The organism is Streptomyces sp. B15 (assembly GCF_018070605.1).
Classification (GTDB): Bacteria; Actinomycetota; Actinomycetes; order Streptomycetales; family Streptomycetaceae; genus Streptomyces; species Streptomyces smyrnaeus.
On the sequence record NZ_JAGPXJ010000159.1, the window covers coordinates 1 to 8,825 of the forward strand.

Below are 8,825 nucleotides of genomic sequence, written 5' to 3' on the forward strand. Positions count from 1 at the left end.
CTTCCCGCCCACCCACCCCTCGGCCGCGCCAGGGGCGGTAACGCGCCGTCGCGGCCGAGGGGTGGGTGGGCGGGAAGGGCGGATCACCCCAACCCGCGGATGCGGACGTCGCGGAAGGCGACCTCGTCCTCCTCTCCGTGGTTCTGGAGACCCACGTACCCGTCCTTGAGGCTGCGGGCCGGATCGGTGTTGGTGTAGTCGTTGACGAGCACGCCGTTCAGATACACGCGCAGGCGTTCGCCCTCGACCCGGACCTCGTAGGTGTTCCACTCCCCCGGCGGGTTGAGTGCGGCGTCCCGCGCGGCGAGGTCGGCCGACTGGAAGCCGTAGACCGAGCCCGTCGTCTTCTCGTCGACGTCGGAGGCGTCGATCTGGATCTCGTACCCCTTCTCGACCGCCGACCACGGGTCGTCGGAGGCGGGGAAGCCGACGAAGACACCGGAGTTGTCGTCGCCGTCCTCGCTCGCCATCTTCCAGTCGAGCTTCAGCGAGTACGACCCGAACTCACGCGCGGCGTACCACAGCAGTCCCATGCCGCCCCGCGTGGTGAGGGTGCCGTCCGCGCTCTCCTCGAACGAACCGGGGCCCGCCTGCTTCCAGCCGTCCAGGCCGGGCCCGTCCTTGGACCCGTCGTACAGCGGTGTGTAACCGACCTCGGGGCGGCAGTCGGCATCGGCCGCACCCGTCGCGTACCGGATGCCGCCCAGCAGATGCTTCCGGAAGGCGGGGTCGGTGTAGGACTCCTTGGTGTGGCCCGCGCCGGTGTAGAAGGCGCGGCCACCGGCGTACTCCTGGCACCAGGCCAGCGGGTGGTCCCCGCCCATGGTGCCCCCGGAGTAGGAATCCTCGTCCAGGCTGGCCAATACGTGCGCCCTCTCGCGCGGGTTGGAGCGGTAGTTGTACCACTCGTCGGTACGGTTCCACTCCTCGCCCAGATGGGCGGTGGCCGGATGGCCCCGGTCCTCGATCTTCATGGTGGCGGACTGGATCGCCGGGTGCGACTCGAAGTAGGCGCCGGCCAGCCCGCCGTACCACTTCCAGTCGTACTCGGTATCGGCGGCGGCGTGCACCCCGACATAGCCGCCGCCGTCGGCGATGTACCCCTCGAAGGCCTTCTGCTGGCGCTTGTTGAGCACGTCTCCGGTGGTCGACAGGAAGACGACGGCGTCGTAGGCGGCCAGTTTCTTCGGGGTGAAGGCGGCGGCCTTCTCCGTGGCGTCGACGGTGAAGCCGTGCTGTGCGCCGAGTTGCCGTACGGCCGCGATCCCGTCGGGGATGGAGTCGTGCCGGAACCCGGCGGTCTTGGAGAAGACCAGTACCTTGCTCTGCTCGGCGGCGGACTCCCCTGCGGGCTCCGCCCGGGGCTCGACCGCCTGGCTCGGCAGCGCGAACGCCCCGGCCAGCAGCGCGGTCGCCGCCGCGGTCAGAACCGTACGTCGTCGGGGGGCTGTGATCATGGCTCCTCCCTTCATCCGGTCGTGACGGTGAAGCTGTCCAGGTCGAAGAGGGCGCCGTCGCCTCCGGTGAAGACGAGGTAAAGCTTGTCGGCGCCTTCGGGCGCACCGGTGATCTCGGTGCTGACGTCGGCCCAGCCGTCCGTGGGGGAGACCTGCGCGGTGCCCAGGAGCGGCCCGTCGGGTGCGTCGGCGCGGACCTCGATGGCGCCTGCGGCCTTGCCGGTCACCCTGGCGGTGAGCTTGGTGAGGTCGCCGGGCCGGTACGGATCGTAGGAGATCCACTGCCCGTTCTGCGCCCCGGTGACGGCCTTGCCGCCCTCGGCACCGGACACATCGCCCTTGGTGACGCCGTCGGCGGCGGAGGAGAAGTGCTCGGCCTGCCGGTGCTTGGGCTGCAGGATGCTCTGCCCATGGCTGGTCAGCGGGGGCTGTCCGTTCGCGCCGCTGTCGGTGTAGGAGGCGTCGAAGACACCGAAGATGTTGGCGTTCGGGTCGTGTTCGCCGTCGGCCAGCGTCTTGATGGTGCCCTTGCAGCCCTTCGCGGAGGTCAGCGGGTGGCCGTGGCTGTCATGGCCGAGGACATAGGCGACCTCCACCTCGGAGCAGTCGATCTGCTCCTCCTCGGGGTCGGTGACCTGCACCTCGAAGGGGATCTCGTCACCGAAGGAGAAGGGCTGCCCGTCGGCCGGGAGCTTCAGTTCGACCTTGGGCGCGGTGTTGCCGACGGTGATGTGCACGCTCGCGGAGCCGGTACGGCCGGAGGGGTCCTCGGCGGTGACGGTCGCGGTGTAGGTGCCGTTCTTCTCGTAGGTGTGCGTCGGGTCGGCCTCGGTGGAGGTGGCTCCGTCACCGAAGTCCCAGCTCAGCTTGAGGTCGTCGCCGTCCTCGTCGGTCGCCTTCGAGGTGAAGGCGATCTGCAGCGGTGCCTGCCCGTCGCTCACGTCGCTGCTCGCCTCAACCACCGGGCTGTGGCCCTCGGTGGCGTTCTCGATGCGGTAGAGCGCCGAGTTCTCGTCGCCGCCGAACCAGTTGAGACCGTAGTCGAGGACGTACAGCGCGCCGTCGGGGCCGAAGTCCATGTCCATGACCTGGGTGCCGGACCACGGGAAGTCGTTGATCTTGACGTTGCCGCCGTGCTTGTCCTGCTCGATGCGCTTGATCCAGCGGCGGCCGAACTCGCCGGCGAAGAAGTCGCCGTCGTAGGCCTTGGGGAACGCCACCGGGGAGTCGGACTTCCTGTCGTAGCGGTAGACGGGGCCGCCCATCGGGGACTCGGAGCCGTCGCCGAACTCGGGTACGGAGGCGCCGTCGTAGGGGAGCCACGCGGGCTTGGCGGCGGGCAGCTTCGTCAGGCCGGTGTTGTTCGGTGAGGTGTTCCTCGGCGCGGCGCAGTCGAACTTCTCGCCGGAGGTACCGGTGGCGAAGTCGTAGTCGACATAGGCCTCGTTCTTACCGGTGCAGTACGGCCAGCCGTAGTTGCCGGGTTCGGTGACCCGGGCGAACTCGACCTGTCCGGACGGGCCGCGCTTCGGGTCGGCGGCGCCCGCGTCGGGACCGTAGTCGCCGACGTAGACCGTGTCGGTCTTCTTGTCGACGTTCATCCGGAACGGGTTGCGGAAGCCCATCGCGTAGATCTCGGGCCGGGTCTTCTTCGTACCCGGGCGGAAGAGGTTCCCGCGCGGGATCTTGTACGACCCGTCCTTCCGCACCTTGATGCGCAGGATCTTGCCGCGCAGGTCGTTGGTGTTGCCGGCCGAACGCTGCGCGTCGAAGGCGGGGTTGCGGTTCTTCCGCTCGTCGATGGGGGTGAAGCCGTCCGACTGGAACGGGTTGGAGTCGTCGCCGGTCGACAGCAGCAGATTGCCCTTGGAGTCGAAGGCGATGTCGCCGCCCACATGGCAGCAGGTGCCCCGGTTGGCGGGCACGTCGAGGATCTTCTTCTCGCTGCTCTTGTCCAGCGTGCCGTCCTTCTTGAGCACGAACCGGGCGAGCCGGTTGACGCCGTCGAACTTCTCGAAGTCGGCCGCCGTCCCGGTGTCGGGGGCGTCCCCCTCGGGAGTGTCGAGCGGCGGTGCGTAGTACAGGTAGACGAAGCGGTTCTTGGTGAAGCGCGGGTCGACGCCGACGCCCTGCAGCCCCTCCTCGTCGTGGCTGTAGACGTCGAGTTCGCCGGCGACCTTGGTGTTGCCCTTCGCGTCGGTCAGCCGGAGGGTGCCCTCGCGGGAGGTGTGCAGCACGGAGCGGTCGGGCAGGACGGCCATCGTCATCGGCTCGCCCGTCTCGGCCACCCCCTTGGCGAGGGTCACCTGCTGGAACTCGGCTGCCGTCTGCGGCTTCGCGGGTTTGTCGGCGGCCGTGGGAGTGGGCGCCGCCTGAGCGGCCACGGCAGTCGCGCCGCTGATCAGAAGAGCGCTCGCGAGGGCTGTCACACGGATTCGTAGTCTGCGATTTCGTTGGTGCACAGCGGTTCCTCCCTGGGAGGTAACGGGTGTCGGGTGCCGTCGTCCGGTGCCGTGCGATGCGTTGTGGTGCCTTGCGCTGCGTTGCTGCGCTGCCTGGGCGCTTCGTGTCCGCTTCATGGAGGGGCGCGCTCCGGTCCCGTACGCCTCAAGGACGGTAGCGACGTTCGTCCGGGGCGGGAACCCCTTTGACACGAGCAGCGTCGATTTTGTCCTCACACAGGACAAAGAAGCCCGGCAGAGCGCGCCCCCGCTCAAAAGTGGTGGTGACAGCGATCAGTTGCCGAAGGCCGCGTCGAAGGAGGCGGTCGGGGGGTCGTAGTCGAACGCCCGCAGCCTGGCCAGCGCCTCGGGAGCGCCGGCGAGGCGGTCCATGCCCGCGTCCTCCCACTCGACGGAGACGGGCCCGTCGTAGCCGATGGCGTGCAGCATGCGGAAGACGTCCTCCCAGGCGACATCGCCATGTCCGGCTGAGACGAAGTCCCAGCCGCGCCGCGGGTCGCCCCAGGGCAGGTGGGAGCCCAGGCGGCCGTTGCGGCCGTCCAGCCGGCGGCGGGCCTCCTTGCAGTCGACGTGGTAGATCCTCTCCCGGTAGTCGTAGAGGAACCCGACCGGGTCCAGGTCCTGCCACACGAAGTGGGAGGGGTCGAAGTTGAGGCCGAAGGCGGGGCGGTGCTCGACCGCCTCCAGGGCGCGCTGGGTGGTCCAGTAGTCGTAGGCGATCTCGCTGGGGTGCACCTCGTGGGCGAAGCGCACGCCCTCCGCGTCGAAGACGTCCAGGATGGGGTTCCACCGCTCGGCGAAGTCGGCGTAGCCGCGCTCGACCATCTCGGGCGGCGTCGGCGGGAACATGGCGACCAGGTGCCAGATGGAGGAGCCGGTGAAGCCGATGACGGTGCGTACGCCGAGCGCGGCGGCGGCCCGTGCGGTGTCCTTCATCTCCTCGGCGGCCCTGCGCCGTACGCCTTCGGGGTCGCCGTCGCCCCAGATGCGCGGCGCGACGATGGCCTGGTGGCGCTCGTCGATGGGGTGGTCGCAGACGGCCTGGCCGGTCAGGTGGTTGGAGATGGCCCAGCACTCCAGGCCGTACTTGTCCAGCAGTCGGCGCCTGCCGTCCACGTAGCCGGGTTCGTGCAGCGCCTTGTCGACCTCGAAGTGGTCGCCCCAGCAGGCCAGCTCCAGACCGTCGTAGCCGAACTCGCGGGCCAGTCGGCAGACCTCCTCCAGCGGGAGGTCCGCCCATTGGCCGGTGAAGAGGGTGAACTTGCGTGCCACGGTGACCTCCTAGGCGGTTGTCGGTGTTGCCGCGGTCGCGGCTGCCCCGTGCCGGACGGGTGTGTAGACGCAGTCGCGCTCGGCGCTCTCCTCGACGGCGGCCAGTACGCGCTGCACCTGGAGTCCGTCGTCGAAGGAGGGCGACGGCTGGGTGCCCGCCGCGATGGCGTGCACCAGGTCGCGGGCCTGGTGTGTGAACGTGTGCTCGTAGCCGAGGCCGTGGCCCGGCGGCCACCAGCCCTCCAGATAGGGGTGGTCGTGCTCGGTGACGAGGATGCGGCGGAACCCGGCCTCGTCGGCGGGCTGGGTGTTGTCGTGGAACTGGAGCTCGTTGAGTCGCTCCAGATCGAAGGCGAGCGAGCCGAGGGTGCCGTTCAGCTCCACCCGCAGCGCGTTCTTGCGGCCTGCCGCGACGCGGGTGACCTCGAAGGAGGCGAGCGCGCCCGAGTCGAGCCGGCCGGTGAAGACCGCCGCGTCGTCCACGGTGACCTGGCCCCGTTCGCCGTCGGGCTCCTCCTGGCGCAGCGGACGTTCCCGTACGAATGTCTCCGTCTGCGCGGAGACACCGGCCAGGTGCGAGCCCGCCAGGTGCTGGGCGAGGTCGACCGCGTGCGCTCCCAGGTCGCCGAGCGCGCCGGAGCCCGCGGTCTCCTTGCGGAGCCGCCAGGCGAGCGGGAAGGCCGGGTCGACCAGCCAGTCCTGCAGATAGCTGACCCGGATGTGCCGCAACTCGCCCAGTCGGCCGTCCGCCACCATGCGCCGGGCCAGCGCCAGTGCGGGCGTACGGCGGTAGTTGAAGCCGACCATGGCGACCTGGCCGCGTGCCCGTGCCGCGCGGGCCGCGGCGGCCATGGCCTCGGCCTCCTCGACGGTGTTGGCGAGCGGCTTCTCGCACAGCACGTGCTTGCCCGCCTCCAGCGCGGCGACGGCGATCTCGGCGTGGCTGTCGCCGGGGGTGCAGATGTCGACGAGCTGGACGTCCGGGCGGGCGATCAGCGCCCGCCAGTCGGTCTCGGCGGCGGCCCAGCCCAGCCGTCCGGCCGCGGCGCGCACGGCCGCCGGGTCGCGCCCGCACACGGCGGCCAGCGCGGGACTCAGCGGCAGGTCGAAGACCCGCCCCACGGTGCGCCAGCCCTGCGAGTGCGCCTGTCCCATGAAGGCGTAGCCGACCATGCCCACCCCCAAAGGCGGCGCGGCGGCGGGCGCGGTGCTGTCGTACGGCATTGAGGTCCTCCCTCTTCGGGGTCTCCCCCCGGCCGTCGGCCAGGGGGTACCCGCAGATCTGCGTCAGCGGTCGGGGCGGTGCGGCGGACGGCCCCGGCGGGCGGGGCCGAGGGCCCGCACTGTCAGGTGAAGCCGATCGGGAGGTACTCGTCGACGTTCTTCTTGGTCACCACCGCCGAGTAGAGCGTGACGTGGGCGGGGATCTCGTACTCGGCCATACCGGCGATGCCCTTGCCCTGGCCGAGCGCGCGGGCCAGGTCGATGGCGGACGCGGCCATGGTCGGCGGGTAGAGGACGGTCGCCTTGACGACGCTGTCGTCGTCCTTGATGGCCTGCATGACGCGCTTGGAGCCGGCGCCGCCGACCATCAGGAACTCGTCCCGGCCGGCCTGCTTGATGGCGCGCTCGGCGCCGACGCCCTGGTCGTCGTCGTGGTTCCACAGCGCGTCGAAGCTCTTTTGCGCCTGGAGGAGTTGGGACATCTTCTTCTGCCCGGACTCGACGGTGAACTCGGCGGCCTGCCGGGCGACCTTCTTGATGTTGGGGTAGTTCTTGAGCGCGTCGTCGAATCCCTTGGTGCGCTCCTGGGTCAGTTCCAGGCTGTCGATCCCGGCCAGCTCGACGACCTTGGCGTTCTTCTTGTCCTTGAGCTGTTCGCCGATGTAGTGCCCGGCGTTGAGGCCCATGCCGTAGTTGTCGCCACCGATCCAGCAGCGGTACGCCTGCTGCGAGGAGAAGATCCGGTCGAGGTTGACGACGGGTATCCCGGCGCGCATCGCCTTGAGGCCGACCTGGGTGAGCGCCTTTCCGTCGGCCGGCAGTACGACGAGTACGTCGACCTTCTTGTTGATGAGCGTCTCGATCTGGCCGACCTGAGTGGCGTTGTCGTTGGAGCCCTCGGTGGCCTCCAGGGTGACGTCCTGGTACTTCTTGGCCCGGTTCTTGGCCTGGGTGGTGATGGCGTTGAGCCAGCCGTGGTCGGCCTGCGGCCCGGCGAAGCCGATGGTGACCTTCTTGCCGGGCTTGGAGTCGGCGACGTCGGCGCCCGCCGACTCCTTGCTGTCGTCGTTGTTCTCGTTGCTGGTGCAGCCCGCGGCCAGCAGGGCCGCGCCCGCTGCCGCGGTGCCGAAGAGCATGTTTCTGCGGCTGGTTGCCGTACGGGGTGCGCGTGGGTTGTCAGTCATGAGGAGGAACGACCCTTCTGGACCAGGACGGCCGCGACGATGATCGCGCCCTTGGCGATCTGCTGGATGTCCGTCTGGAGGTTGTTGAGGGCGAACAGGTTGGTGATGGTGGTGAAGACCAGGACGCCGAGCACCGAGCCGAGAATGGTGCCGCGACCGCCGCTGAGCAGCGTGCCGCCGATGATCGCCGCGGCGATGGCGTCGAGTTCGTACAGGTTGCCGTTGGTGTTCTGGCCCGAGCCGGTGAGGATCACCAACATGAACGCGGCGATGCCGCAGCACAGCCCGGAGAGCAGATACAGCAGCAGCCGCTGCCGTTTGACGGCGATGCCCGCCAGCCGGGAGGCCTCCGCGTTGCCGCCGACGGCCACGGTGCGACGGCCGAACGTCGTGCGGTTGAGCAGGAGCCAGCCCAGGACGCAGACGACGGCGAAGACGAGCACGATCGGCGGGACGCCCAGCACGTAGGAGTCCTTGACGCCCAGGTCCAGCACTGACTCGACGGAGACGACCTGTGTCTTGCCGTCGCTGATCTGCAGCGCCAGCCCGCGGGCCGAGGCCAGCATGGCGAGGGTGGCGATGAAGGGCACCATCGGCCCGTAGGCGATCAGCAGCCCGTTGACCAGGCCGCAGCCGACGCCGACCAGCACGCTGCACAGCAGCATGCCGCCGAGTCCGAAGTCCTGGGTGGCCACCGTCGTCGCCCACACGGAGGCCAGCGCGACGATCGCCCCGACGGACAGATCGATGCCGCCGCCGATGATCACGAAGGTGACGCCGACGGTGACGACGCCGATGACGGACGCCTGGGTGAGGATCAGGCGCAGGTTCTCCGCCGCCAGGAACTCGTCCGGCTTGGTGATCGCCCCGACGACCGCCAGCGCGAGCAGTACGCCGATGAGGGAGAGTTGCCGTACGTCGAAGGGCACCCGGCGCTTGGTCGGACCGTCCTTGGCCGGGGGCGGCGCCGGTTTCGGCGTACGGGCCACGCCTGCGGGTGAGTTCATGGAAGGTCACCTCTCGGGTGGGAGGACCGGTGGTTGGGTGCGGACTCGCCGTCGCTGTCCGCGGGCAGGGAGCGCGCCCTCATCCGGGGCTCCGCATCACCAGGTCGAGCACCCGGTGCTCGTCCAGTTCATGGGAGGGAGCGCTGTGGACGACACGGCCCTCGCGGAGCACCAGCACCCGGTCGGCGAGGCCGAGTACCTCGGGCAGCTCGCTGGAGA

6 protein-coding genes are annotated in these 8,825 nt (G+C 69.8%); all 6 read right to left on the reverse strand.

What is annotated here, in order from left to right:
* Positions 1–83 precede the first annotated feature (83 nt).
* On the reverse strand, positions 84–1,457 hold the full coding sequence (locus KBY19_RS34815) for a ThuA domain-containing protein (RefSeq protein WP_210967434.1): 1,374 nt from the start codon (positions 1,455–1,457) through the stop codon (positions 84–86).
* A gap of 11 nt (positions 1,458–1,468) precedes the next feature.
* Positions 1,469–3,919, reverse strand: coding sequence for a PQQ-dependent sugar dehydrogenase (locus tag KBY19_RS34820; RefSeq protein WP_185018438.1), 2,451 nt, complete (start codon positions 3,917–3,919; stop codon positions 1,469–1,471).
* Between the two features lie 273 nt (positions 3,920–4,192).
* The gene (locus KBY19_RS34825; protein ID WP_099885095.1) at positions 4,193–5,191 is read right to left on the reverse strand and encodes a sugar phosphate isomerase/epimerase; all 999 of its coding nucleotides are present in this window, start codon (positions 5,189–5,191) and stop codon (positions 4,193–4,195) included.
* 9 nt (positions 5,192–5,200) lie between these two features.
* Positions 5,201–6,415 (reverse strand): Gfo/Idh/MocA family protein, encoded by a 1,215-nt coding sequence (locus KBY19_RS34830; protein ID WP_099885094.1) that lies wholly within the window; start codon positions 6,413–6,415, stop codon positions 5,201–5,203.
* A 122-nt stretch (positions 6,416–6,537) separates the two neighbouring features.
* Positions 6,538–7,599, reverse strand: a complete 1,062-nt coding sequence (locus KBY19_RS34835) for a substrate-binding domain-containing protein (RefSeq protein ID WP_099885093.1) — start codon at positions 7,597–7,599, stop codon at positions 6,538–6,540.
* Entirely contained in the window at positions 7,596–8,606 is a 1,011-nt protein-coding gene (locus KBY19_RS34840; protein WP_185018437.1) for an ABC transporter permease, read from the reverse strand. The genes KBY19_RS34835 and KBY19_RS34840 overlap by 4 nt, the downstream gene beginning before the upstream one ends.
* Between the last annotated feature and the right edge of the window lie 219 nt (positions 8,607–8,825).